Genomic DNA, 23,734 nt, shown 5'->3' on the forward strand with positions numbered 1-23,734 from the left:
AGGCCGTCACCGGCCTGCCCGTGACCCCTGCCCCGCGCGGCTCCCGGCGGCCCCGGCGCGGCTCGATGCTCGGTGCGATCGGCAAGTACACCTCGCTGATCGTCGCCTGCCTGTTCGCGCTGGTGCCGATCGTCACGATCTTCATGCTCGCCTTCAAGACGTCGACGGAGTACCGCAGCACCGGTCCGCTCGTCCCGCCGAGCAACTGGTTCAACTTCGAGAACTTCGCGATCGCCTTCAGCCAGGGCGGGATGGTGACCGGGTTCCTCAACACCGGCATCATCCTGCTGGTGTCGGTGGCGGGCACGATCCTGATCGGCACCATGGCCGCCTACGCGATCGACCGCTTCCGCTTCCGCGGGCGCCGACTCGTGACGGGGCTGTTCCTGCTGGCGACCCTCGTGCCGTCGGTGACGACCCAGGTGGCGACCTTCCAGGTGATCAACGCCCTCGACCTCTTCAACACCCGCTGGTCGGCGATCCTGCTCTTCACCGGCACCGACATCGTCGCGATCTACATCTTCCTTCAGTTCATGCAGTCGATCCCGGTCTCGCTCGACGAGGCGGCGATGCTCGACGGCGCCAGCCGCTTCACCGTCTACTGGCGGATCGTGCTGCCGCTGCTGAAGCCGGCGATCGCCACGGTCGTGATCATCAAGGGGATCGCGGTCTACAACGAGTTCTACATCCCCTTCCTCTACATGCCCTCGCAGGATCTCGGGGTCATCTCGACCTCGCTCTTCCGCTTCATGGGCCCCTTCGGAGCACAGTGGGAGGTCATCGCCGCCGGCACGATCCTCGTCATCGTCCCGACGCTCATCGCCTTCCTCTTCCTCCAGCGCTTCATCTACAACGGACTGACCTCAGGAGCCACCAAGTGACCCACACCAGCACCGAGCGCCTCTCGGCCACCCTCCGCCCCCTGCACGACGGCTGGAGCGTGCGCGCGCTCCGCGGCCCGATCCCCGCGGAGATCGCGGGCGCGACGTTCCCGGCGACCGTCCCCGGACTCGTGCACACCGACCTCCTCGCCGCCGGCCTCATCCCCGACCCGTATCTCGACCAGAACGAGAAGAAGGTCACCTGGATCGGCGAGACCGACTGGGAGTACGCGTCCGTCTTCGCCTGGTCGCCCGACGGGCACGACCGGCACGAGCTGGTCTTCGAGGGCCTGGACACGGTCGCGACGATCACGCTGAACGGGAGCGTCGTCGCGAGCACCCGCAACCAGCACCGCAGCTACCGCTTCGCCGTCGACGGGCTGCTGGTGGAGGGCGACAACGCGCTCGTCGTCCGCTTCGCCTCGCCGATCGCGGAGGCCGACCGGGCCAGCCTCGAGATCGGCTACCGCCCGCACACCTACTCGCACCCCTTCAACGCGCTGCGGAAGGCCGCCTGCAACTTCGGCTGGGACTGGGGGCTCGACGCGGCCTCGGTCGGGATGTGGAAGCCGGTCACGCTGCACGCCTGGAGCGAGGCTCGGCTGGCCGCCGTCCGGCCCGTCGTGACGGTCGACGGCACGACCGGCCGCGTCGCCGTGCACGTGGACCTCGAGCGGACGACGGAGGACGAGGTGGAGCTGACGGCGAGCGTCGACGGCGTGACCGCCTCCGTCACCGTGCCGGCCGGCGAGCGCTCGGCGGTGCTCGAGCTCGCCGTGGCGGACGCGGCGCTGTGGTGGCCGCGCGGCTTCGGCGAGCAGCCGCTGTCGCTGCTCGACGTCGAGGCGCGCGTCGGCGGCGCGGTGGTCGACGGGCGGACCCTGCGCATCGGCTTCCGCACGATCGAGGTGCAGCTGGACCGCGACGAGGAGGGCACCTCGTTCCGCTTCGTCGTCAACGGCGAGCCGGTCTGGATCCGCGGCGCCAACTGGATCCCCGACGACGCCTTCATCACCCGCGTCGACCGCGCCCGCCTCGCCCGCCGGATGGACCAGGCCGAGTTCGCGAACATGAACCTGCTGCGGATCTGGGGCGGCGGCTACTTCGAGTCGGACGACTTCTACGAGCTCTGCGACGAGCGCGGGATCCTCGTCTGGCAGGACTTCCTCTTCGCCTGCGCCTCCTACGCCGAGGAGGAGCCGCTCTGGAGCGAGGTCGAGGCGGAGGTGCGCGACAACGTGACGCGGATCATGCCGCACCCGAGCCTCGCCCTCTGGAACGGCAACAACGAGAACATCTGGGGCTACGAGGAGTGGGGCTGGGAGAAGCGCCTGCAGGGCCGCACCTGGGGCCTGGGCTACTACCTCGACCTGCTGCCGCGCCTGGTCGCCGAGCTCGACCCCGAGCGCTCGTACACGCCGGGCAGCCCCTGGTCGGGCGACACCGCGATCTTCGCGAACGACGTCGACCACGGCTCCGTGCACCTGTGGGAGCTGTGGAACCGGGTCGACTACCCCGCCTACCGCGACGTGCACGCCCGGTTCGTCGCCGAGTTCGGCTGGCAGGGCCCGGCCTCGTGGTCGACGATCCAGCGCTCGATCTCGGACTCGCCGCTGACCCCCGAGTCGCCCGGCATGATCCACCACCAGAAGGCGACCGACGGCAACGACAAGCTGACCGACGGACTCGTCGCGCACCTCCCGCTGCCCGACGACACGGAGGACTGGCACTGGGCGATGTCGCTCAACCAGGCGCTCGCCGTCACCCTGGCGATCGAGCACCAGCGCTCCGAGAGCCCGCGCTGCATGGGCTCGGTGGTCTGGCAGCTGAACGACTGCTGGCCCGTCACCTCCTGGGCCGCGGTCGACGGCGACGGGACAGCGAAGCCGCTGCTCTACGCGCTCAAGCACGTCTACGCGGACCGGCTGCTGACCGTGCAGCCGCGCGGCGAGGGGCTCGCTGTCGTCGCGGTGAACGACAGCGCCGTCGCGTGGGCGGGCGAACTCGTCGTGCGCCGGCTGCGCTTCGATGGCACGGTGCTCGCGGAGGAGCGGCAGGGGGTGTCGCTGGACGCGCGGTCCGTCGTCACCGTGCCCGTCGGAGTGGGTGCCGCGGACGACGTCGCGGGCGAGCTGCTCGTCGCCGAGCTCGCGGGGGAGCGCGCGTTCTGGTTCTTCGCCGAGTACCGGGAGTCGGCGCTCGAGGCGGCGCGGCTGACGACCTCGGTGCGCGCCGTCGAGGGCGGGGCGGAGGTGACGGTCACCGCCGAGAACCTCGTGCGCGACCTGACGCTGCTCGTCGACAAGGTCGACCCGGCCGCGGTCGTCGACGACCAGCTCGTCACGCTGCTGCCGGGGGAGTCGGTGACGTTCCGGGTGAGCGGAGCCGGGCTCGATCCTGCGGCGCTCGTCTCGCCGAGCGTCCTGCGCACCGCCAACCAGCTCGTCGCCGACTGGGGCTGACGACCCGCCCGCGGCGGTGATCGACGGAGCCGACCGGGACCGGCGCACGCCTCCCGGTCGGCTCCTCCGCGCCGCCACGACCCTCGTCGCTCACGACCCTCGTCGCTCACACCCTTGTCGCCCACACCCTTCCGGAGGAAGAGATGACCCCGCAGCTCGCGCTCGCCGTCGACGTCGGCGGCACCAAGATCGAGGCGGCGCTCGTGCGCGCCGACGGAGTGCTCGTGCCGGGCTCGCGCAGCCGGAGGCCGACCGGGCCGGCGCTGACCCCGGCGGAGTTCGGCGCGGCCGTGGAGGGGTGCGTCGCGGAGGCGCTCGCCGCTGCGGGCGGGTGCTCGGTCGTCGGCGCGGGCATCGGCTCCGCCGGCCCGCTCGACCTCGCCGAGGGGCGGATCCGGCCGAAGAACCTGCCGCTGCTGCACGGGTTCGCCCTGCGCGGGGCGGTCGAGCGGCTGCTGCCCGGGCGGCCGGTCGCCCTGCGGCTCGACGGCACCTGCATCGCGCTGGCCGAGCACTGGGTCGGCGCCAACCGCGGCGCCGCGTCCTCGGTGAGCCTGGTGGTGTCGACGGGGGTCGGCGGCGGGATCGTGCTCGACGGCCGCACGGTCGCGGGGCGCTCCGGGAACGCCGGGCACATCGGGCAGATCCACGTCGGCGACGCGGACCCGGGGGAGGGGAGCGACGGGACGCTGGAGAGCATCGCCTCCGGACCCAGCAGCGTCGCCTGGGCGCGGCGCCGCGGCTTCGCGGGGACGACCGGCGAGGACCTGGCGCGGGCGGCCGCTGCGGGCGATCCGGTGGCGCTCGCCGCGGTGGCGCGCTCGGCGGCGGCCGTCGGCACGGCGATCGCCGACGTGGCGACGCTGCTCGACGTGCGGGACTTCGCGGTCGGCGGCGGCTTCTCGGCGGTCACGGCGTCCTACCTCGACCTGGTGTGCGAGGCGGCCTGCGAGCGCGCGGTCTTCGACTACGCCCGCGGCCTGTCGATCCGCGCCTCCGGCCTCGGCGGCGGCGGCCCGCTGATCGGCGCGGCGGCCCTGGTGCACCTGCCGGCGGGACACGTCGGCCCCCTTCATGCTGATCGAGTAGCCGGCTCCGCCGGCGTCTCGAGATCCACCCGCATGCACTCCCGGCCCGGCTCCCGGTGACCGCCGCACCCGCGATCGACGCCGAGCACCCGCTCCGCTCGGCCCTCCGCCCCTCGCGGGGCCGGCTGGTCGTCGCCGCGCTCGCGTTCGCCGTCAAGGACAGCCCGCTCTGGATCCTCCCGCTCGTCACCGCGGCCGTGGTCGACGCCCTCGTCGCCGGCGATCCGCCCGAGGCGCTCCTCGCCCCCGCCGCCGCGGGCGCAGCGACGATTGCCGTCAACATCGCCGCGAACGGCGTCTTCGTGCGGCTGTTCTCCTCCTCCGTGCGCTCGATGGGCGCCCGGCTGCGCGAGGCGCTGGCGGTGCGGCTGCAGCTGCTGTCCTTCGGCTACCACTCCCGCGGCAGCGCGTCGGTGGTGCAGACCAAGATCGTGCGCGACGTCGAGAACCTGGAGCTGATGCTGCAGCAGGCGTTCGGCCCGCTGCTCAACGCCCTGGTGATCCTCGTCGGCGCCGGCGTGGCGACCGCGGTGCGGGTCCCGCAGTTCCTGCCCGTGCTGGCGCTGACCCTGCCGCTCGCCGCCGGGCTCATCCTCTGGCTGCGCTCGCGCACCGCCGCGAGCAACGAGACCTTCCGCCTCGACGTCGAGACCATGTCCTCGGCCGTCGGCGAGATGTCCTCGCTCCAGGAGGTCACCCGTGCGCACGGACTGGAGGAGGTCTCCGTGCGGCGGGTCGTCGAGGCCGCGCACCGGGTCGAGCGGGCGGGCACCCGGCTCGACCGGCTGAACGGGCGCTTCGGCGCGCTGTCCTGGAGCAGCTACCAGGTGATCACCCTGGGCTCGCTCTTCGCCGCGGCGTGGGCGAGCGCGACCGGCGCCCTCCCGATCACCGTCGGCGAGGTGGTGCTGCTCAGCTCGTACTTCGCCCTGCTGACCGGGGCGATCACCGGCGCGTTCCAGACGGCGCCGCTGATCACCCGCGGCCTCGCCTCGCAGCGCTCGATCGCCGGCGTGCTCACCGACCCGGACGTGGAGTGGAACGAGGGCCGCGCCGCCGTCGACGCGCTGGAGGGGAGCCTCGCCTTCGAGGACGTCTCCTTCTCCTACGGCGAGCGGCCGGTGCTGTCGGACGTGAGCCTGCGCGTCGCCGCCGGCGAGACGGTGGCGCTCGTCGGCGCCTCCGGTTCGGGGAAGTCGACACTGACCCGGCTCGCGCTGGGCTTCCTGCGCCCCTCGGCGGGCCGGGTCCTGCTCGACGGCCGCGACATCGCGACCCTCGACATGCGCACGGTGCGGCGCTTCGTCTCGGTGGTGCCGCAGGAGTCGGTGCTGTTCCGCGGGAGCATCCGCGACAACATCCTCTACGGCGCCGCGGAGCCCGCCCCCGGGGAGTCGGGCGACGACCGGCTCGAGGCGGCGCTGCGGGCGGCGAACGCCGGCTTCGTCCTGGAGCTCCCCGACGGCTGGGACACGACCGTCGGCGAGCGCGGCGCGCAGCTCTCCGGCGGCCAGCGCCAGCGGCTCGCCATCGCCCGCGCGCTGATCCGCGACCCGCGGCTGCTGATCCTCGACGAGGCGACCGCCGCCCTCGACCCGCGCGCCGAGGCCGAGGTGCGCGGCGCCCTGGAGCGGCTGCGCGCCGGCCGGACGACGCTGATCGTCGCGCACCGCCTCAGCACCGTCCGCTCCGCCGACCGCATCGTCGTCCTCGACGCCGGCCGCGTGCTCGAGCAGGGCACCCACGAGGAGCTGCTCGCCGCCGGCGGCCGCTACGCCCGCATGACCGCGGCGACCTGACCGCTCGCGCCCCGGACGCGATCGATCCGTCACGAACGGCTGCCTGGGAGGGCGGGAGGCAGCCGTTCGTGACGGATCGGCGGGCGCCGCAGGGGTCCCGCGGGGTCAGGGCAGCGTCAGCTCGCCCTGGTTGAGGACGCGGGGGTGGAAGTAGGCGCTCTGGATGGCGGCGTTCGTGTTGCTGCCGCGCAGCTGCTCCGACCAGATCATGAAGTACGACCAGCGCGTCTGGCTCTGCAGCAGCGACGCGTCCGGCACCTTCCCCATCTCGGCGATCGCGATCGGCTTGGAGCCGGCGATCGACTGCAGCTGCTGGTAGTCGCCGGAGCTCGGGAAGCTCTTGTACCAGACGTCCAGCGACACGACGTCGACGTAGTTCGCGCCCGGGTAGTAGCCCGCCCAGCCGCCCGCGGGGTTGTCCTGCACGTTCCAGACCCAGATCAGGTTGGTCAGGCCCTGGGAGTCGAAGTAGTCGCGCATCTGCTGGTAGATCTTCGCGCCGCCGTTCGCGCCGGAGCGGCCGCCCCACCAGTTCCAGGTCTCGTTCATCTCGTGGAACGGCCGGAACAGCACGGGGACGCCGGCGTCCTTCAGCTGCCGCAGGTACGGCACGACCTCGCTCATGCGCTGCTTCCACGTCGCATTGAGCGCCGTGCCGCCGGTCACGATCTGCTGGAACTGCGCGTCCGTGATGCTGCTCTTGACGCCGCCGTCGAACGCGCAGGTGCTCGGCCCGGTCGGCGGGCACGCGTGCCAGGCGAGGGTGACGAGCGAGCCGTTGGCCCACTCCGTCTTCGCCTGGTCGACGACGCGCTGGCGGTTCGCGGCGTCGGCGGCGGTGAAGAACAGATCGCCGCCCCAGAGGCCCGGGTACTGCCCCGTGATGTCCTTCACCTGCTGCGTGTACTGGGCGGGGGAGCTCGCGGGCTCCTTGTTGTGCTGGCCCGAGACGATGCTCGTCCCGGTGATCGACTGCAGGTACTGCAGGACGGCGGCCTTCGACGTCGCCGGGAACGCCTGCGCCGCGTCGGGCGACGGCGTGACCAGCGGAGCGAGCAGCGCAGCCCCGAGGGCGGCGGCCAGGAGGGTGCGGCGCAGCGGGCTGCGGCGGACGCGGGATGCGCGGGTGGTGACTCCTCGTCGAGTCATGGTGGTCCTCTCCGCGGACCCTCGTCGGTGAGCGCCCGCACGGTCACCCTGAGCCCTCCGCGCGGCCTCGTCAACCCTTACATCGATTACTTATGATATCCACGCGATCCACTGCGAGAGGAGTTGTCGTCCTCGGCGGTCGAGCACGACGACTTCTGGAGAGCGGCAGGTGGGAGTGAGCGCCCGGCTCCCCCGCACCCCGCCGACGGCCCCCGCGCAGGCGCCGCTCGGTACTGTGGAACGGTTCCCCGCACCACCCGCCCCCGCCGAAGGAGCCCCCATGCCCACCACTGTGAGCGGCGTCATCGCCCGGTCGAAGGGGGCTCCCGTCGAGCTCGTCGACATCGTCGTCCCCGATCCGGGACCCGGCGAGGCCGTCGTCGACATCGAGACCTGCGGTGTCTGCCACACCGACTACCACTACCGCGAGGGCGGGATCAGCGACGACTTCCCGTTCCTGCTCGGCCACGAGGCCGCGGGCCGGGTCAGCGCGATCGGCGAGGGCGTCACCCACGTCGCGGTCGGCGACTTCGTCGTGCTCAACTGGCGCGCCGTCTGCGGCGAGTGCCGCGCCTGCGTCCGCGCCGAGCCCTGGTACTGCTTCAACACCTTCAACGCCTCGCAGAAGATGACCCTCACGGACGGCACCGAGCTCAGCCCGGCGCTGGGCATCGGCGCCTTCGCCGAGAAGACGCTCGTGCACGCCAAGCAGTGCACGAAGGTCGACCCGGACGCCGACCCCGCCGCCGTCGGCCTGCTCGGCTGCGGCATCATGGCGGGCCTCGGCGCCGCGATGAACACCGGCAACGTCACCCGCGGCGACTCCGTGGCCGTCATCGGCTGCGGCGGAGTGGGCACCGCGGCCGTCGTCGGCGCGAAGCTCGCCGGCGCGAGCACGATCATCGCGATCGACCGCGACCCCAAGAAGCTCATCAAGGCCGAGGAGCTCGGCGCCACCCACGCGATCGACTCCAGCGGACTCGACGAGGTCGGCGTGGTCGCCGCCGTGCAGGCGCTGACAGACGGCTTCGGCGCGGACGTCGTGATCGACGCGGTCGGCCGCCCCGAGACCTGGCGCCAGGCGTTCTACGCCCGCGACCTCGCCGGCACCGTCGTGCTCGTCGGCGTGCCGACGCCCGAGATGACCCTCGAGATCCCGCTGCTGGACGTCTTCGGCCGCGGTGGCTCGCTGAAGTCGAGCTGGTACGGCGACTGCCTGCCCGAGCGCGACTTCCCGATGCTCACCGACCTGTATCTGCAGGGCCGCCTGCCGCTCGACGAGTTCGTGACCGAGCGGATCGGCATCCGCGACATCGAGCAGGCCTTCACCACGATGGCCGGCGGCGACGTGCTCCGCTCGGTGGTGGTGCTCTGATGGGCGCCCGCATCGACCACCTCGTCACCAGCGGCACCTTCGCCCTCGACGGCGGGACCTGGGACGTGGACAACAACGTCTGGATCGTCGGCGACGACACGGAGTGTGTCGTCATCGACGCGGCGCATGACGCGGAGGCGATCCTCGCGGCCGTCGGCGACCGCACGCTGCGCGCGGTGCTGCTCACGCACGCGCACACCGACCACATCGACGCGGTCGCCGCGCTGCTGGAGTCCGTCGACGTGCCGGTGCTGCTGCACGAGGGCGACCGCGTGCTCTGGGACGCGTTCTACCCCGACTCCGCGCCGAGCGGCGCGCTCGAGGACGGCCAGCGGATCAGCGTCGGTGGCACCGATCTCGAGGTGCGGCACACGCCCGGGCACACGCCGGGAGCCGTCTGCTTCGTGGCGGCCGAGCTGGGCACCGTCTTCACCGGGGACACGCTGTTCCAGGGCGGACCCGGCGCGACCGGCCGCTCCTACAGCTCCTTCCCGACGATCATCGACTCGATCACGGACCGGCTGCTGACGCTGCCGGACGACACGGTCGTCCGCACCGGCCACGGCCCGACGACCACCATCGGTGCGGAGAAGCCCGACCGCGAGGCCTGGATCGCGCGCGGTCACTGACCGGCGCTCGCGTGTTCATGCTGATCGAGCAGCCGGCGTCGCGGGCCCCCGCATCCTGATCGAGTAGCCAGCGGAGCGGGCGTATCGAGATCCACCCTTCGAACGGCGTGGGTCTCGATACGCCGCGTTCCGCGGCTACTCGACCAGCATGGCTGCGCGCGGTCGCGCTTTCTCCTGCCGATGGAGCAGCCCGCTGAGCGGGTCCCTCTCATGCTGATCGAGTAGCCCGCGGAGCGGGCGTATCGAGATCCGCCAGCGTCAGCAGGTGAGTCTGCAGACCGGCTCTGCTGACGACGGTGGGTCTCGATACGCCCCTGCGGGGCTACTCGACCAGCAAGGGGGACGCCACCAAGCGGCGGGCCAGGGGGAGCGACGCGCTCAGCGGCGCACGCGGCGGCGCAGCACGGCGCCGAGCGCGGCGAAGGCGGCGGCCATGACGAGGCCGCCGATCAGGAACGGGGTGCCGCCGCTCACCGCGCCCCAGGCGGCGAGGACCGCCCACAGCGCGGCGAGGACGAACGCGGTCGGGGGAGTCATCGTCGTCCTCATTCGTCGATCCAACCCCCTCCGTCCCGGATCCGCGACGTCCGGCGACATCGATTCGTCGGGAACGGCGGTGTCCGCAGGATGCGGGCGGCCGTTCGTGACGTATCGCGGGGCGCGGCGGCGAGTCGGGCGACCGTTCGTGCCGATCGGCGAGAAGCGGCGGCGGGTCAGCCGACGGTGACCGGGGCGGCCGACGGGCGGCGCCCCTCCTTCATCCAGACGAAGAAGCCGAGCAGGGTGAAGGCGCCGTAGAAGACGTACATCAGGCCGGAGGCGTAGTAGCCGGCCGAGAAGAGCAGCGGGACGCCGACGATGTCGACGGCGACCCAGATCAGCCAGAACTCGACCCAGCCCTTGGCCATGCCGTAGGTGGCGAGCAGCGAGCCGACGAAGATCCAGGCGTCGCTCCACACGGGCTCGTAGGAGCCGAGCGCGCGGAACACCGGGGTGAGGATCGCGGTGCCGCCGATCATGCCGAGCACCAGCAGTCCGCGGGTGCGCCAGGAGGCCCAGCGCGGCGAGATCAGCGTGGTCGCGTCGCTGGGGCGGTGCGTCCAGCGGTACCAGCCGTAGATGCTCACGATGATGAACATGATCTGGCGGCCGGCCTGGCCGAGCAGGTTCACGGGGTTCGGGGTGTCGAACAGCGCGCCCATGAAGACGGTGAAGAGCAGTGCGTTGCCGAAGATGCCGACCGGCCACGCCCAGACCTTGCGCCGCATGCCGCCGAGGGCGCTCAGCAGACCGAAGACGTTGCCGATGACCTCGCGCCAGAGCACTGTCTGGTCGCCGATGACGATCTGCGCGTCGAACAGCCAGTCCACGATCTGCACGGGGAGCCTCCATCGGGCGTGTCGGAGCCCACCCATGCAACCGCGGCGGGGGCGCCGCCATTCCTCAGCGGCGCCGACCGGTGGGGTGGCGGCGCGCGGTGTCGGTTCGCGGGCTACGCGGCGACGAGCGAGTGCGCCTCCGCCAGCAGGGCGACCGAGCGCAGGCGGGCGGGTGTCGCGAGCGAGGCGTGGGCGACGATGACCTCGTCGGCCTCGGCCGAGCGCGCGAACTCGGCCACGTAGTCGGCCACCTGCTCGCCGGTGCCGACGCCGGTGTAGTGGGTCATGCTCGCGACGTGCGCGCCGACGGGGGCGGTCAGCAGGTGGTCGAGCTCCTCCTCGGAGAACTGCTGGTCGACGGGGATCTGGCCGCTCTGGCGCAGCAGCATCATCAGGCGGGCGCGCTTCATCTGCGCGAACTGCTCCTGCGCGTCCTCCTCGCTGTCGGCGGCGATGGCGTTCACTCCGGCGATCACGTAGGGGGCGTCGAGCTGCTCCGAGGGACGGAAGCCGCGGCGGTACTCCGCGACGGCCTGGTGCAGCGCGTCGGGGGCGAAGTGCGAGGCGAAGGCGTAGGGCAGGCCGAGGGCGGCGGCCAGCTGGGCGCCGAAGAGCGACGAGCCGAGGATGTAGAGGGGGACGCGGGTGCCGGCGCCGGGGGTCGCGCTGACGCCCGGGACGCGGGACTCGCCGGCGAGGAAGCCCTGCAGCTCGAGGACGTCCTGCGGGAAGCGCTCGGACGAGTCGTGCTCGCGGCGCAGGGCGCGGAAGGTGGCCTGGTCGCTGCCGGGGGCGCGGCCGAGGCCGAGGTCGATGCGGCCCGGGTGCAGCGTCTCGAGGGTGCCGAACTGCTCCGCGATGGTCAGCGGGGAGTGGTTGGGCAGCATGACGCCGCCGGAGCCGAGGCGGATGGTCGAGGTCTGCGAGGCGACGTGCGCGATCAGCACGGAGGTGGCGCTCGACGCGATCGAGGCCATGTTGTGGTGCTCGGCGTACCAGACCCGCCGGTACCCGCTCCGCTCGGCCTGCTGCGCCAGAGCGACGGAGGCGGCGAAGCTGTCGCGCGCGGTCTCTCCGGGTGCGATGGGGGCGAGGTCGAGGATCGAGAGGGGAACGGTCATGAGAGAGCCAACGCGGGCGGCGGCCTCCGTGTTCCCGCGGCGGCGGGATCGGGCGTGTGCGGGCCTGCCGGAGGTGCGGAGGCGGCAGGGGCGGCGGCGCGGGGCTCGCGCAGAACATCAGCTGGGCGACGGTCTCATCTCCCCTCAGCGATGAGACCGGCTCTCAGCTGATGTCGTGCGGAGGACGCGGCCGCACCCCCGCCGCCCGCCCGGTCAGCCCTCGATCGGCAGCAGGATGCCCTTCACCGTCTCGTCGGTGGCGAGGAACTCCTGCACGGCCGGGTCCTGGAAGGCGGCGACGAGCTTCTCGATGTTGGCGGTGTCCTTGTACTTCGAGCCGATGGTGAGCTGGCCGGCGAAGTCATCAGGGGCCTGGGGCGCGAAGATCTGCTTCTCGATCGGGATGTCGGCGGCGAGGTAGTACTCGGTGTAGCCGACGGCCGCGTCGAGGTCGGGCAGGGCGCGGGACTGGGCGGCGAAGTCGAGCAGGGTGAACTGCAGGTTCTTCGGGTTCGAGGCGATGTCGTCCTGGGTCGCGGTGCCGGGCTCCGTGCCCTCCTTCAGCGTGATCAGGCCGGCCGACTGCAGCAGCCAGAGGCCCTGGGCCTCGTTCGCCGGGTCGGAGTAGAGCGAGATCGTGCCGCCGTCGGGGATCTCGGAGACGTCGGCGTACTTGTCGCTCCAGAGGCCGAAGCCCCAGCGGAAGACGGGGGTCGCCGCCTCCTCCTCGAAGTCGGGGTTGGCCTCGAGCACCTGGCCGAGCCAGAGCTTGTGCTGGTAGACCGTCGCGGCGACCTCGCCCTCGCTGACGGCGCGGTTGATCGTGTTGCTGTCCGAGAGGCCCTTGAAGGCGACCGTGATGCCGTAGCGCGGCGCCACCTCCTCCGCCACGAAGTCCACGAGCGCCTGCTCCGAGGCGTTGCCCTCGGCCGTCGCGACGTAGAGGGTCGCGCCCTCCTGCTCGTTCGCCGAGACGGCGGGCGAGAGCAGCGGCACGGCGACGACCGCGCCGACACCGACGACGACCACCGCGGCTCCGGCGATCCAGGGCCAGCGGCGCTTCTTCTTCAGCTCGAAGCCGAGGTTCTCGGGGCCGGACTTCTCGGGACCGGACTTCTCGGGGCTGGACTTCTCAGGGCCGTGGTTCTCAGTGGACATGGCAGTGCCTTTCGAGCGGTCGCGGCCGGACGGCGGCGCGCGGGAGGGACGCCCGGGCGGAGGGCCCGGGCGGGATCAGGGGGGTGAGTGCGGCTACACGGCGACGGCGGTGCGCGGTGCCCGCCGGGACCGGGAGGCGCTCGGCGTGGTCGCGCGGACCAGGGCGTCGCCGGTGAGCTGCACGACGGCGACGGTCGCGACGAGGAGGACGATGGTCGCGAGCATCACGGTGGTGTCGAAGCGCTGGTAGCCGTATGTGACGGCGACGTAGCCGATGCCGCCCGCGCCGATCGTGCCGGCGATGGCGGAGTACTCGATCATCGCGATGGTGTTGATGGTGAGGCCGCCGAGGATCTGCGGCACCGCCTCGCTGAGCTGCGCCGAGCGGATCACCTGCAGCCGCGACGCTCCGGAGGCGCGGGCGACCCGGGTCAGCGCGAGCGGCACGCTGCGCAGCGCGTTCTCGACGATGCGGGTGAAGAAGGCGATGCCGGCGATCGACATCGGCACCACGGCGGCCGCGATGCCGATGTTGGTGCCGGTGATCAGCCGGGTGAACGGCATGATCGAGGCCATCAGGATGAGGAACGGCAGCGACCGGCCGATGCTGATGATCCAGCTGAGGCTCTGGTGCGCGGCGCGGTTCTCGAACAGGCCGCCCGGAGCGAGGTTGTGCACCGCGGCGCCGAGCGGGACGCCGACGAGCACGACGATCAGCATCACGATGCCGACCATGATCAGCGTCTCGCCGAGCGCGGGCAGCACGAGCGCAGGGATGTCGGCGAGCGGGACCTTGTTGTCGAGGTGCAGCGGGCCGAGGGCCGGCAAGGAGACGAGCGCGCTCATGCCGCCGCCTCCTCGACGAGCGCGTCCGACCGGACCGCGCCCCGCCGCACCGACAGCCCGAGAGCGTCGGCGGCCTGCGCGAGCCGGTGCTCCTCGACCCTTCCGAGGCCGATCGTCGCGTGCCCGACGGCCCGTCCGTCGACCGTCTCGATCGCCGCGCCGAGCAGCGCGACCGGCCCGACGGCGTCGGACAGCCGCGTCACCCAGTCGGCCGGAACTCCGTCGCGGGCGTAGCCGACGACCCACTCGTCGAGTCCGGCGCCCGGCAGCGCCGACGGGCGCACCGGGTTCAGCGCGCGGCCGAGGGGCGAGGACGCGTCGCGCAGCAGGTCGACGAGGCGGCCCGACTCCACGATGCGGCCGTGATCGAGGCGCGCGACGGAGTCGGCGACCTGGCGGACCGTCTCCATCTCGTGCGTGATGAAGAGGATCGACAGGCCGAGGTCGTCGCGCAGCTCCTTCAGGAGCGTGGTGATCGCGGTGGTCGAGGCGGGATCGAGGCCCGAGGTCGCCTCGTCGGAGAGCAGGACGGAGGGGCGCAGCGCGAGCGCGCGGGCGATCCCGACGCGCTGGCGCTGGCCGCCGGAGAGCTGGTGCGGGTAATAGCGGGCGCGGTCGCCGAGGCCCACGCGCTCGAGCAGCTCGGCGACGCGGCGCTTCGTCTCGGCCGCGGTCACGCCGAGGTACTCGAGCGGGAGCGCGACGTTCTGCTCCGCGGTGCGGCGGCTGAACAGGCCGTCGGACTGGAAGACCGTGCCGATGCGACGGCGGGCGACCCGCAGCTCCCGCTCCGACAGCTGCGAGAGCGCGTCACCGTTGACGACGACGGTGCCGGAGGTGGGCCGCTCGAGCAGGTTGACGCAGGCGGCGAGGGTGCTCTTGCCGGCGCCGCTCGGCCCGACGACGGCGAAGATCTCGCCGGTGCCGACCGAGAAGTCGAGGCGGTCGAGCACGGTCACGGCGTCGGCGCCCTGCCCGTAGACCTTGGTGAGCTGCTCGAGGCGGATCATGGCGTCGGTCCTTCCGGGAGGGTTCGCGGGCGCGCCGGACAGCGCCCGGTGCGGTGAGGGAGAGGGTCGCGGAGGGGCTCGGAGGAGGCGTCCGCGTCGGTGTGCTGATGATGATGGCGCGGTGCAGCGGGCGGGCGCGACGGCGGCCGACGCTCGCCGTAACAGAAGGTGCTCGCGGCGCCCGATCGGCGCCGATCCGCGGCTTTTCGCCGACGGGTGTCGGCGAACGAGGGGGCGGAGCGGGGCGGACTCGCGCACAACATCAGCTGAGAAGGGGAGGCCTCCTCTGTGGGGCGAGGCCCACCCGTCTCAGCTGATGTTGTGCGGCGGCGGCGAGCGGACGGGCTCGCCGAGGGCGCCGGTCAGCGCAGTGCGTCGAGGACGGCCCGCTCGTCCCGAGGCTCCAGGCCGGATTTGCGGGGGCGGTCCAGTCCGCGGGCGCGCTCGTCGTCGAGGACGCGGCGCAGCGTCTCCACCGGTGGACGGTGGCGGCCGCCGGCGCGGAAGTACGAGGCGGTGCTGCGCCGGCTGAAGCCGACGGCCTCGGCGGGCAGCCACAGCGGGAGCGACCGCGGGCCCGCCCAGTAGCCGACGCCGTGCGCGAGCAGGGTCTCGTCGTCGGCGCGCACGACGTCTCCGCGGAAGGCGGCGAGCTCGGCGGCGGTCGCGAGGAGGTCGCCCAGGGGCACGGCCGGGCCGACGGCGTCGACGGCTCCGGTCACTCCCGCCGAGCCGGCCGCATGCAGCCAGTCGGCGAGGTCGTCGACGTCGATCGCCTGCGCGAACCGGCCGTCCGTCTCGGGCGCCAGGACCGTCCCGCCCCGGGCGAAGCGGGCCGGCCAGTAGCCGAGCCGGTCGCTCGGGTCGCCGGGCCCGGCGATCAGCCCGGGACGCGCGATCAGCAGCCGGTCCCCGAGGGCATCGGCGGCGGCGCGCTCGGCCAGGACCTTCGCGTCCGCGTACTGCCCGGGGTCGGCCGGCTCGACCAGGGCGGCGGACTCGTCGGCGTCGGGCTGCTTCACGTCGGCGTAGACGGAGACGGAGGAGACGAGCGTCCAGTGCGCGGCGGCCGGCGCGAGGCGGTCGAGAGCCGGCCGGGCGAGCTCGGGTGCGTGCGCGAGCTCGACGACCTCGTCCCACTCGCCGCGCAGTCCGTCGTAGGCGTCCGGATCGCGCCGGTCGACGCGCAGATGTCGCGCACCGTCGGGCACCGCTCCCGCCTCGCCGCGGGCCACGCAGGTGACCTCGTCCCCCGCCTTGATCGCCCGTTCCGCGACACGGCGCCCCAGCCATCCGCTGCCACCCAGGACCAGGACTCTGCGCATGCCCCCACTGAACCGGATCACCGCTCCGCTCCGCAGCGCTGTCCGCCGCGAGCGCAACGACCGGCGCACAGGGCTCAGCGCGCGAGCAGCTCGCCGTGGGGCATCGAGAGCCAACCGTCCTCGTCGGCGGCCCAGGCGCGCCAGGCGTCGCTGATCGCCTCGAGCTCGGCCCGGGTGGCGAGGCCGCGCTCGAGGGCGACGGTGGCGAAGGAGGAGGAGACCGCCCGGTCCGCCCACATGCCGCCCCACCAGGCGCGGTCCTCGGCGTTCTCGAACACCCAGAGCGACGCGGTGACCTCGACGCTCTCGAAGCCGGCCTCCCGCGCCCAGGCCTTGAGGCGCCGGCCCGCGTCGGGCTCACCGGCCGAGGCGCGGTGCACCCGCTGGTAGAGCGCGGCCCAGGCCTGCAGGCCCTCGGTGAAGGGGTGGATCAGCACGCCGGCGTAGTCGACGTCGCGGGCGGCGACGAGCCGGCCGACCCGGCCCCACTCGCGCAGCGCGTCGACCGGCCGGGTGAGGTGCTGGAGGACCTGGTGCGCGTGCACGACGTCGAAGGAGTCGTCCGCGTACGGCAGCGCGTAGGCGTCCGCGACCGCGAACTCTGCGGGGGAGTCGACGGCCGCCGCCTGGGCGATCACCTCGGCCGAGGCGTCCACGCCGAGCACCCGGCCCGGGGCGACCCGCTCGGCGAGGTCGACGGTGATCGTCCCCGGGCCGCAGCCCACGTCGAGGACCGAGACGCCGGGCGCGAGGTGCGGCAGCAGGTATCCCGCGGAGTTCTCGACGGTGCGCCAGCGGTGCGAGCGCAGCACGCTCTCGTGGTGGCCGTGCGCGTAGCGGCCGGTCGCGGTGGCGGGTGCGTCGGGCGTGCGGGTCTCGGAGTCCATGCCCGCCATTGTGGCGGGCGATGCGCCGTCGACGCGCCGGACGCTCCTGCTGGCGGAGGCGAGCAGCGACGCGAGCACGATGACCGCCGCGCAGCCGAGCAGGACGGCCCGCGTGCCGACGAGGTCCGCGAGCGGCCCGACGAGCGCCTCGCCGAGCGGAACAGCGAGGAACGAGCCGACCATGTCGTAGGAGTAGACCCGGGCCAGCGCCTCGCGCGGCACGTGGGTCTGCAGCGACTGGTCCCAGGCGATGGCGAACACCTCGAGCGCGACGCCGCCGAGCGCGAAGGCGACGATCAGGGCGGGGAGCGCGGGGACGACTCCGAGGGCCGCGACCGGGACGGCCGTCACCGCCATCAGGGCGACGCCGATGGCCAGCGCCCGCCGCGGCCGCCAGCGCAGCGCGATGACGGCGCCGATCGCGAGGCCGACGGTCTGCGCGGCGACGACCAGCCCCCAGGCCGCGCGGCCGAAGGACCCGTCGGCGATCACCGGCCCGAGCACCGTGGTCGCGCCGACGAAGGCCGCGTTCAGCACCGTGAACTGGGCCACGACGATCCAGACCCAGCGCCGGCCGGAGAACTCCCGCCAGCCCTCGCGGAGGTCGCCGAGCACGGAGCCGGGGGCGCCGGACCGGGTCGCCGCGGGCAGGCGCAGCCTGGAGTAGAGGAGAGCGGCGAGTGCGAACCCGGCCGCGTCGATCACGAGCCCCCACCCCGGACCGACGAGCGCGACCACGGCCGCCCCGCCGGACGCGCCCACGATCGTCCCGGCGGTGAGGCCGAGGCGGAGCAGCGCGTTCGCGGTGCGCAGCTCGCCCACGGGGACCGTCTCCGGGACGAGGGCAGACGCGGCAGGCAGGCTCACCGCCGCGACGGCGCCGTTCAGCACGCCGAGCACGACGAGGGCGGGGATGCTCGCGGTCCCGCTGATCACCAGGGCGGCGACGACCGCCTGGGTGCCGGCGGCGGCGAGCGAGCTGCCGACCAGGATCACGGAGCGCGGCAGCGATCGGCGAGGACGCCGCCGAGCAGCAGCACGGCGACGTTGGCGAGCGAGCGCGCGGCGACGACCAGGCCGAGGTCGGTCGCCGAGCCGGTGAGATCGAGGACCGCGAAGGCGAGGGCGATCGGGGCGACGGCGTTGCCGAGCACGGCGGTCGTCCGGGCGGCGAGGAGCCACCGGAACGGGCGGTGCGCGAGGGGGCCGGGCCGGAGAGTCCCGCGCGGAGTCACGGCCGCCGCAGCGGGAACAGTGCGGTCGTCATCGACACCGGCACCGTTCCCGGGCTCCGGGGCGGTCGGGCCGCCGCGTGCAGCAGCGCGGACGCCTCGCCGACGTGCCGGACCACCCGCCGCCAGGTCTCCGGATCGACCCAGAGCTCGGCGTCCGTCGAGAGCTGCGGGCCGTCGGCGCGGGCCGCGGATCGGCGCCGCAGCTCCTCGATCAGCGCCTCCAGGTGCAGCTGCCGGTCCTCCGCCGGCCCGGCGTCGACGGCCGAGGTCACGTCGAACGGCCGCCCGGAGGACTCGTGCCGGTAGCGCTTCGCCTCGCCGCCGCGCAGCCGCACCGTCTCCACCACCCGCACCAGCCCGGCCCGCTCGAGCACGCGGAAGTGGTAGCTCGCGGTCGCCTGCGAGAGGCCCAGCTCGCGCGCGGCCTCGGCGGCGCTCGCCGCGGCACCGGTCACCAGGGACAGCAGCCGGAGCCGGATCGGGTGGGCGGTGGCGCGCAGCTCCTCGAGAGTGGACATGCGGCCATCGTCACGCCCGGTCCCGCGGACCGTCAAACGGGTCTTTGGGGGTCGCCGCACCCCGCGGAGCAGCGAGGGCTACTGCGAGAGCTCCCGGTCGAGCCGGTCGAGGAGCACCTCGAGCGAGATCTCGAACTCCTCGTCGCTGTGGTCCTCGCTGAGCAGGCCGCGCAGCCGCCGGACCTCGGGTGCGACGTCGAGGGAGACGTTCCCGTCGCCCTGCGGGATGGTCGCGTCGCCCTCGTCGAGGGGGAGGTCGGTCGGCGAGGTCTCGGCGCCCTGGACCACGGCCTGCAGCAGCAGCTGGCCGAGCAGGAAGCTGCTGAACGAGCGGTAGGCGCCGACGGCCTGCGCGTCGGTCAGCCCGCTGCCGGTCAGCGAGCGGAGGAAGGTGTTGACGGCCTCGATGCTGCGCAGCGGCGGGCGGAGCCACGGAGCCGCGGGGTGCCGGGTCGCGACCAGCGGGAAGGCCTTCGGGTGGTCGGTCGCGATGCGCCGGACCTCGTGGGCGGCCGTCTGCAGGAACTCCTGCCAGTGCCGGCTCTCGGCCTCGTCCAGGCGCACGGTGAGCTCCTGCATCAGCAGCGCGATGACGCCCTCGAGGAGGTCCTCCTTGCCGTGCACGTAGCGGTAGAGCGACATCGCCTCGACGCCCAGCTCCTGCGCGAGGGTCCGCATCGAGAGCGCCTCGGGGCCGGTGCGGTCGATCATCGCGAGAGCGGTCTCGACGATGAGGTCGCGGTTGAGCTTGCGGGCGGGGGAGCCGCTCCGCTTCGGCTTGTCACCGCGGGCCCTGCCGCCGTCGGTCCTGCCGCCGTCGCCGCCGGAGTCCGTGTCGCTGTCGGTCATGCACCGCGCCTTCCTGCAGTGCTCGCCCGCCCGGATACCAGGTGCGGTCCCGCGAAGGCAAGCACTTCCACCGTAACAACGCTTACGCCGTAAGCTCCGACGAGGCTTACGCTGTAAGTGTGCCGCTGCCGGACCGTGCCCCTCGCGGATCCCGCGCCGGTCCGCCTCCCCGAGGAGCACCCGCCGCCCCGCAGAACCCGCTGCGCAGGCGGCGCGGCTCCGCTTCGCCTCCGCACCAGCGACCCCCGCACCAGCGATCCCCGCGGCACCGTCCCGGGAGAGAAGAGAGAGCACCATGATCGACAGCAGCAGCATCGACAGCCTGATCGGCGCCGACGTGCACGGCAGCGACGACGCCAAGATCGGCACCGTCGGCCAGGTCTACGTCGAGGACAGCACGCAGACCCCGACCTGGGTCACCGTCCGCACCGGCCTGTTCGGCTCCTCGGAGTCGTTCGCGCCCCTCGCGGACGCGAGCTATGAGGGCGGCGTCCTCCGCGTCGGCTACGAGAAGTCCTTCGTCAAGGACGCGCCGCGCATCGAGGACGACGGCCAGCTCTCCGCCGACGAGGAGCAGGCCCTCTACTCGTACTACGGCCTGGGCGGCACCGCTGCCGCGCCGACCGAGGCGCCCCTCTACGACCAGGACGCCGACCGCGGCGCCGACGCCGACCGCGACGTCGACCGCAGTGCCGGCATCGACCGCGACCGCGGCACCGAGGGCCACGACACGTCGGGCCCGACGACCGACGACGCGATGACCCGCTCCGAGGAGCGCCTGCGCGTCGGCACCGAGCGCGTCGAGGCCGGCCGCGCCCGCCTGCGCAAGCACATCGTCACCGAGCAGGTCTCGAAGACGGTCCCGGTGAGCCACGACGAGGTCACCCTCACCCGCGAGCCGATCACCGAGGCGAACGCCGGCGACGCCCTCGCCGGTCCCGACCTCAGCGAGGAGGAGCACGAGGTGGTCCTCACCGAGGAGCGCGTCGTCACCGCGAAGGAGACGGTCCCCGTCGAGCGCGTGTCGCTCGGCACCGAGACCGTGACCGAGCAGCGCACCGTCGACGCCGACGTCTCGCACGAGGAGATCGAGCTCGTCGAGCCCGAGGACACCCGCACCGGCACCCGCTCCGGCGCCGAGGAGACCGTCGTCGACCGCGACGCGCGCTCCTAGCGGGACCCGCGGCGGCCGGTGAGCAGCACCGCTCGCCGGCCGCCGCACCCGCACCACCCCGCACGACCCCCTGCACCACCCTCACCTGTCCTGCTCCGGACCGTGCCCGAAAGGCTCCCCCATGGATCTCCCCGCCGCTCTGCAGAACGGACTGGCCGCGGTCATCGCGTTCGTCCCGCTCGCGCTGCTGTTCCTGCTCATCCTCATCGTCGGCCTGATCGTCGCCAAGCTCATCGAGAAGGGCCTCTCGCGCCTGCTCACCAAGGTCGGCTTCGACCGCGCCGTCGAGCGCGGCGGCATCAAGAAGGCCCTCGCGAACTCGACGCTGGACGCGTCCGACATCGTGTCGAAGATCATCTACTACACGCTCGTGCTCTTCGTGCTGCAGTTCGCCTTCGGTGTCTTCGGCCCCAACCCGGTCAGCGATCTGCTGCAGGGCATCATCGGCTTCCTGCCGAAGATCATCGTCGCGATCATCATCGTCGTGCTCGCCGCCGCGATCGCCGCCGGCGCGAAGGGCCTGATCCAGAACACCCTGGGCGGCCTCTCCTACGGCAAGGTCCTCGGGAACATCGTCGCGGTGTTCATCCTCTTCCTCGGGGTCACCGCGGCTCTGAACCAGATCGAGGTCGCGACCACGGTCACCACGCCGATCCTCATCGCCGTCCTCGCGATCATCGCGGGCGTCATCATCGTCGGCGCGGGCGGCGGCCTGATCAAGCCGATGCAGCAGCGCTGGGAGGCGATCCTCACGAAGGCCGAGGAGGAGGCGCCGAAGATCCAGCAGGAGGCGCAGAACGCTCCCTCCGTCACCGAGCAGGCCAAGCGCGCCGCCGACCAGGCGAAGCAGGCCGCCCCGGCGACCACCGCGCGCCGCCCCCGCTAGGCGCACGACCGCACCACCCGCACCATCCGCGGCCGGCTCCGCTCGCTCCGAGCAGGGCCGGCCGCGTCCGCGTCAGACCGAGGGGACCCCATGAGCGCGACACCGTCCGAGCCGACCGCGTCCGAGCCGACCGCGACCGAGCCGGGACCGGCGCCGACCGCCGAGGTGGTCCTGCACGAGGAGCGCCTCCTCGTCGGCACGCGCAGGCACGCCACCGAGCGCGTCCGCGTCCGGCGGGTCGTCGTGACCGAGCAGCGGACGATCACCGTGGACGTCCGCCGCGAGGAGCTGCGCGTCACCCGCGAGCCGATCCTCGACGGGCCGCCGCTGCCCGACGCGATCACGGCGGCCCCGCAGGAGCCGATCGTCGTGATCCTGCACGAGGAGCGGATCGCGATCACCCGGACCGTCGTCCCCGTCGAGCGCGTGACGCTCCGGGTCGAGTCCGTCTCCGGCGCCCGCGACGTCACCGCGTCGCTGCGCCACGAGGTCGCCGAGGTCGACTCGTCGACGGCGCGGGAGCAGGAGAATCCCGACCTGTTCTGATGTCGGCCCCCGCCGCTACGGTCGAGCGATGACCCCGCCCCGCCCCACCTCTCCGGTCCCCGCCGTCACCCCCGAGGAGTGGGCCGAGCTCCGCGAGCGCGTCCGCCGGACCCGCTGGTCGCCCGACTGGCCGGTCGAGGGCTGGGCGGCCGGGACCGATCAGGCCGAGCTGCGGCGGCTGGCCCGGCGCTGGGCCGAGGGGTTCGACTGGCCGGCGCAGGAGCGGCGGATGCGCGCGCTGCCCTGGGCGCAGGCCGACCTCGACGGGACGCCCGTGGCCTACCTCCGCTTCGAGGCCGAGACACCCGGTCGCCTGCCGATCGTCCTGACGAACGGCTGGCCCAGCACCGCGCTCGAGCTGGTGGCGCTCGCCGAGCGGCTCGCCACGCCGTCGCGCTTCGGCGGCGACCCGGCGGAGGCGGCCACCGTCGTCGTGCCCGCCCTGCCGGGCTTCCCGTTCTCGCCGCAGCGGCCCGGGCTGGACGAGCAGACGCACGAGCTCTGGCACCGGCTGATGACCGAGGAGCTCGGCTTCGCGCGCTACGCCGCGCACGGCGGCGATCTGGGTGCCGGCATCACCTCGCGGCTGGCCGAGAGCCACCCGGAGGCCGTCGCGGGCATCCACCTGCTCGCCGTCGCCTCGCCGCGGCACGTCGAGGAGGACTCCCTCACCGCCGAGGAGCGCGAGCACGTCGAGGAGCAGCGCACCTGGTTCGCGGACGAGGGCGCGTACGAGCACCAGCAGCAGACCCGGCCGCTCACCCTCGCGCCCGCGCTGTCCGACTCGCCGGTCGGCCTGCTCGCCTGGATCCTCGAGAAGCACCGGGCCTGGAGCGACTGCGGCGGCGATCTCTCGACCCGCTTCGACGACGAGTACCTGCTCACCCTCGCCTCGCTCTACTGGTTCACCGACTCGATCTCCACGTCGCTCCGGCCCTACTGGGAGTACGCGACCGGGCGGACGGCGCGGGTCGGCCGGGTCGCCGTGCCCACCGCGCTCGCCGTCTTCCCCTTCGATCTCACGCACCCGCCGCGCAGCTGGGCCGAGCGCAGCTACGACGTCGTCCGGTACACGGCCATGCCCCGCGGCGGCCACTTCGCCCCGCACGAGGAGCCGGACCTGCTCGCCGCGGACATCCGCGCGCTGCTGGCGCTGGTGCAGTAGCGGAGATCCGCGACGCGACAATCGGCCAACAGGCTGTTGGCCGATTGGTCGTCGGCGGATAGGGCGGCCGTCACGCCCCACCCTTGCGGCCGCCCCCGGTCCGCGCGTAGCGTCGACGCGTACCTCGTCGCGAGCCGCGACGTCGGGGCGGCCACCTCACCGGCCGGCCGATCGGCTCGCGGACACGGGGGCTCCCCGCAGGAAAGACGGTCTCGTGCGCACCAGCACCGGTACTGCGTCCACGACGCAGCA

22 protein-coding genes and 1 pseudogene are annotated in these 23,734 nt (G+C 73.3%); 10 read left to right on the forward strand and 13 right to left on the reverse strand.

Annotation, left to right across the window (positions count from 1 at the left end; genetic code table 11):
• The first annotated feature begins 65 nt into the window (after positions 1-65).
• The 4 genes from GTU73_RS01135 to GTU73_RS01150 all read left to right on the forward strand — a co-directional run bounded on the left by GTU73_RS01135 (position 66) and on the right by GTU73_RS01150 (position 6,230).
• Positions 66-881 carry a carbohydrate ABC transporter permease gene (locus GTU73_RS01135; RefSeq protein WP_208543761.1) on the forward strand — a complete coding sequence of 272 codons (816 nt, stop codon included), beginning with the start codon at positions 66-68 and terminating at the stop codon, positions 879-881.
• The gene (locus tag GTU73_RS01140) at positions 878-3,343 is read left to right on the forward strand and encodes a glycoside hydrolase family 2 protein (RefSeq protein WP_160086233.1); all 2,466 of its coding nucleotides are present in this window, start codon (positions 878-880) and stop codon (positions 3,341-3,343) included. The genes GTU73_RS01135 and GTU73_RS01140 overlap by 4 nt, the downstream gene beginning before the upstream one ends.
• A gap of 143 nt (positions 3,344-3,486) precedes the next feature.
• Positions 3,487-4,491, forward strand: coding sequence for an ROK family protein (locus tag GTU73_RS01145; RefSeq protein ID WP_160086235.1), 1,005 nt, complete (start codon positions 3,487-3,489; stop codon positions 4,489-4,491).
• A complete protein-coding gene (locus GTU73_RS01150; protein ID WP_160086237.1) occupies positions 4,488-6,230 on the forward strand; it encodes an ABC transporter ATP-binding protein in 1,743 nt (580 codons plus the stop codon). Before GTU73_RS01145 ends, GTU73_RS01150 begins: the two co-directional genes overlap by 4 nt.
• 105 nt (positions 6,231-6,335) lie before the next feature.
• Here the strand turns inward: GTU73_RS01150 and GTU73_RS01155 are convergent, their stop codons facing one another.
• Positions 6,336-7,379: a glycosyl hydrolase gene (locus GTU73_RS01155; protein ID WP_160086239.1), complete on the reverse strand. Its 1,044-nt coding sequence runs from the start codon at positions 7,377-7,379 to the stop codon at positions 6,336-6,338.
• 280 nt (positions 7,380-7,659) lie between these two features.
• Here GTU73_RS01155 and GTU73_RS01160 point away from each other — a divergent pair, with 280 nt between their 5' ends.
• Positions 7,660-8,754, forward strand: a complete 1,095-nt coding sequence (locus GTU73_RS01160) for an S-(hydroxymethyl)mycothiol dehydrogenase (protein ID WP_160086241.1) — start codon at positions 7,660-7,662, stop codon at positions 8,752-8,754.
• Complete coding sequence (locus GTU73_RS01165; RefSeq protein ID WP_160086243.1) at positions 8,754-9,383, forward strand: MBL fold metallo-hydrolase; 630 nt, start codon at positions 8,754-8,756, stop codon at positions 9,381-9,383. The genes GTU73_RS01160 and GTU73_RS01165 overlap by 1 nt, the downstream gene beginning before the upstream one ends.
• A 378-nt stretch (positions 9,384-9,761) precedes the next feature.
• Here GTU73_RS01165 and GTU73_RS01170 read toward each other — a convergent pair whose 3' ends face one another.
• From GTU73_RS01170 to GTU73_RS01220, 12 genes and pseudogenes are all read right to left on the reverse strand, one after another.
• Complete coding sequence (locus GTU73_RS01170; protein WP_160086245.1) at positions 9,762-9,920, reverse strand: hypothetical protein; 159 nt, start codon at positions 9,918-9,920, stop codon at positions 9,762-9,764.
• A 176-nt stretch (positions 9,921-10,096) separates the two neighbouring features.
• Complete coding sequence (gene pnuC, locus GTU73_RS01175; protein ID WP_160086247.1) at positions 10,097-10,762, reverse strand: nicotinamide riboside transporter PnuC; 666 nt, start codon at positions 10,760-10,762, stop codon at positions 10,097-10,099.
• A 113-nt stretch (positions 10,763-10,875) separates the two neighbouring features.
• The gene (locus tag GTU73_RS01180) at positions 10,876-11,883 is read right to left on the reverse strand and encodes an LLM class flavin-dependent oxidoreductase (RefSeq protein WP_160086249.1); all 1,008 of its coding nucleotides are present in this window, start codon (positions 11,881-11,883) and stop codon (positions 10,876-10,878) included.
• Between the two features lie 213 nt (positions 11,884-12,096).
• Complete coding sequence (locus GTU73_RS01185; RefSeq protein WP_160086251.1) at positions 12,097-13,041, reverse strand: MetQ/NlpA family ABC transporter substrate-binding protein; 945 nt, start codon at positions 13,039-13,041, stop codon at positions 12,097-12,099.
• 93 nt (positions 13,042-13,134) lie between these two features.
• On the reverse strand, positions 13,135-13,887 hold the full coding sequence (locus tag GTU73_RS01190; RefSeq protein WP_160086253.1) for a methionine ABC transporter permease: 753 nt from the start codon (positions 13,885-13,887) through the stop codon (positions 13,135-13,137).
• Positions 13,884-14,897, reverse strand: coding sequence for an ATP-binding cassette domain-containing protein (locus GTU73_RS01195; RefSeq protein WP_160086255.1), 1,014 nt, complete (start codon positions 14,895-14,897; stop codon positions 13,884-13,886). The genes GTU73_RS01190 and GTU73_RS01195 overlap by 4 nt, the downstream gene beginning before the upstream one ends.
• A 362-nt stretch (positions 14,898-15,259) precedes the next feature.
• On the reverse strand, positions 15,260-16,222 hold the full coding sequence (locus tag GTU73_RS01200; RefSeq protein WP_160086257.1) for an NAD-dependent epimerase/dehydratase family protein: 963 nt from the start codon (positions 16,220-16,222) through the stop codon (positions 15,260-15,262).
• Between the two features lie 74 nt (positions 16,223-16,296).
• Entirely contained in the window at positions 16,297-17,109 is an 813-nt protein-coding gene (locus tag GTU73_RS01205) for a methyltransferase domain-containing protein (RefSeq protein WP_160091159.1), read from the reverse strand.
• A gap of 84 nt (positions 17,110-17,193) precedes the next feature.
• Positions 17,194-18,105: pseudogene (locus GTU73_RS01210) on the reverse strand (MFS transporter); the annotation flags it as partial.
• On the reverse strand, positions 18,102-18,344 hold the full coding sequence (locus tag GTU73_RS19160; protein ID WP_244231724.1) for an MFS transporter: 243 nt from the start codon (positions 18,342-18,344) through the stop codon (positions 18,102-18,104). The pseudogene GTU73_RS01210 and the gene GTU73_RS19160, both read right to left, overlap by 4 nt.
• Complete coding sequence (locus GTU73_RS01215) at positions 18,341-18,862, reverse strand: helix-turn-helix domain-containing protein (RefSeq protein ID WP_160086259.1); 522 nt, start codon at positions 18,860-18,862, stop codon at positions 18,341-18,343. Before GTU73_RS01215 ends, GTU73_RS19160 begins: the two co-directional genes overlap by 4 nt.
• Before the next feature lie 78 nt (positions 18,863-18,940).
• A complete protein-coding gene (locus GTU73_RS01220; protein WP_160086261.1) occupies positions 18,941-19,711 on the reverse strand; it encodes a TetR/AcrR family transcriptional regulator C-terminal domain-containing protein in 771 nt (256 codons plus the stop codon).
• Positions 19,712-20,006: 295 nt separating this feature from the next.
• Here GTU73_RS01220 and GTU73_RS01225 point away from each other — a divergent pair, with 295 nt between their 5' ends.
• The 4 genes from GTU73_RS01225 to GTU73_RS01240 all read left to right on the forward strand — a co-directional run bounded on the left by GTU73_RS01225 (position 20,007) and on the right by GTU73_RS01240 (position 23,482).
• A complete protein-coding gene (locus GTU73_RS01225) occupies positions 20,007-20,885 on the forward strand; it encodes a PRC and DUF2382 domain-containing protein (protein ID WP_160086263.1) in 879 nt (292 codons plus the stop codon).
• A 121-nt stretch (positions 20,886-21,006) separates the two neighbouring features.
• Complete coding sequence (locus tag GTU73_RS01230; protein ID WP_123706183.1) at positions 21,007-21,771, forward strand: hypothetical protein; 765 nt, start codon at positions 21,007-21,009, stop codon at positions 21,769-21,771.
• A 90-nt stretch (positions 21,772-21,861) separates the two neighbouring features.
• Entirely contained in the window at positions 21,862-22,317 is a 456-nt protein-coding gene (locus GTU73_RS01235) for a YsnF/AvaK domain-containing protein (RefSeq protein ID WP_160086265.1), read from the forward strand.
• 28 nt (positions 22,318-22,345) lie between these two features.
• Positions 22,346-23,482, forward strand: a complete 1,137-nt coding sequence (locus GTU73_RS01240) for an epoxide hydrolase family protein (protein ID WP_160086267.1) — start codon at positions 22,346-22,348, stop codon at positions 23,480-23,482.
• The last annotated feature ends 252 nt before the right edge of the window (positions 23,483-23,734 follow it).

It is taken from the genome of Rathayibacter sp. VKM Ac-2804, from assembly GCF_009866655.1.
Taxonomy (GTDB): domain Bacteria; phylum Actinomycetota; class Actinomycetes; order Actinomycetales; family Microbacteriaceae; genus Rathayibacter.

Bases quoted from the DNA above. Each gene is read 5' to 3' on its own strand.
- GTU73_RS01135 (WP_208543761.1), top strand. From the start codon at position 66: ATGCTCGGTGCGATCGGCAAGTACACCTCGCTGATCGTCGCCTGCCTG.
- GTU73_RS01145 (WP_160086235.1), top strand. From the start codon at position 3,487: ATGACCCCGCAGCTCGCGCTCGCCGTCGACGTCGGCGGCACCAAGATC.
- GTU73_RS01155 (WP_160086239.1), bottom strand. From the start codon at position 7,379: ATGACTCGACGAGGAGTCACCACCCGCGCATCCCGCGTCCGCCGCAGC.
- GTU73_RS01160 (WP_160086241.1), top strand. From the start codon at position 7,660: ATGCCCACCACTGTGAGCGGCGTCATCGCCCGGTCGAAGGGGGCTCCC.
- GTU73_RS01165 (WP_160086243.1), top strand. From the start codon at position 8,754: ATGGGCGCCCGCATCGACCACCTCGTCACCAGCGGCACCTTCGCCCTC.
- GTU73_RS01170 (WP_160086245.1), bottom strand. From the start codon at position 9,920: ATGACTCCCCCGACCGCGTTCGTCCTCGCCGCGCTGTGGGCGGTCCTC.
- GTU73_RS01180 (WP_160086249.1), bottom strand. From the start codon at position 11,883: ATGACCGTTCCCCTCTCGATCCTCGACCTCGCCCCCATCGCACCCGGA.
- GTU73_RS01185 (WP_160086251.1), bottom strand. From the start codon at position 13,041: ATGTCCACTGAGAACCACGGCCCTGAGAAGTCCAGCCCCGAGAAGTCC.
- GTU73_RS01190 (WP_160086253.1), bottom strand. From the start codon at position 13,887: ATGAGCGCGCTCGTCTCCTTGCCGGCCCTCGGCCCGCTGCACCTCGAC.
- GTU73_RS01195 (WP_160086255.1), bottom strand. From the start codon at position 14,897: ATGATCCGCCTCGAGCAGCTCACCAAGGTCTACGGGCAGGGCGCCGAC.
- GTU73_RS01200 (WP_160086257.1), bottom strand. From the start codon at position 16,222: ATGCGCAGAGTCCTGGTCCTGGGTGGCAGCGGATGGCTGGGGCGCCGT.
- GTU73_RS01205 (WP_160091159.1), bottom strand. From the start codon at position 17,109: ATGGACTCCGAGACCCGCACGCCCGACGCACCCGCCACCGCGACCGGC.
- GTU73_RS01215 (WP_160086259.1), bottom strand. From the start codon at position 18,862: ATGTCCACTCTCGAGGAGCTGCGCGCCACCGCCCACCCGATCCGGCTC.
- GTU73_RS01220 (WP_160086261.1), bottom strand. From the start codon at position 19,711: ATGACCGACAGCGACACGGACTCCGGCGGCGACGGCGGCAGGACCGAC.
- GTU73_RS01225 (WP_160086263.1), top strand. From the start codon at position 20,007: ATGATCGACAGCAGCAGCATCGACAGCCTGATCGGCGCCGACGTGCAC.
- GTU73_RS01230 (WP_123706183.1), top strand. From the start codon at position 21,007: ATGGATCTCCCCGCCGCTCTGCAGAACGGACTGGCCGCGGTCATCGCG.
- GTU73_RS01235 (WP_160086265.1), top strand. From the start codon at position 21,862: ATGAGCGCGACACCGTCCGAGCCGACCGCGTCCGAGCCGACCGCGACC.
- GTU73_RS01240 (WP_160086267.1), top strand. From the start codon at position 22,346: ATGACCCCGCCCCGCCCCACCTCTCCGGTCCCCGCCGTCACCCCCGAG.